The 236-nt window shown below is 61.9% G+C and carries 1 protein-coding gene; it reads right to left on the bottom strand.

What is annotated here, in order from left to right; translation table 11 throughout:
* Positions 1-236 (bottom strand): glycoside hydrolase family 68 protein (locus ACPW96_RS23355; RefSeq protein WP_425886140.1); only part of this gene is annotated, 236 nt, incomplete at both ends.

Genomic DNA, 236 nt, shown 5'->3' with positions numbered 1-236 from the left:
GACTGGTCCTCGAAGATCTGACCCGTGACGCCCTCCTCGAACACGAGTCCGCCGTAGGTCCAGCCGCCATCCTCGGGACGCTGCTCGTCCGGAATCAACGCCGGACGGTAGAAGTACCCGATCTTCGCGAACACATGACGATCATCGAACCCGAGGCTGCGGTCAGCGACCAGCGAGAAGATGATCTCCTGCCCGTTCACCGAGTACTGATCCCCGTTCTCATCCGTCAGCGGCCA

Origin of the sequence: Micromonospora sp. DT81.3 (assembly GCF_049847225.1) — a bacterium.
GTDB lineage: Bacteria > Actinomycetota > Actinomycetes > Actinomycetales > Microbacteriaceae > Microbacterium.
This window is presented reverse-complemented; position numbering and strand designations above follow the sequence as displayed.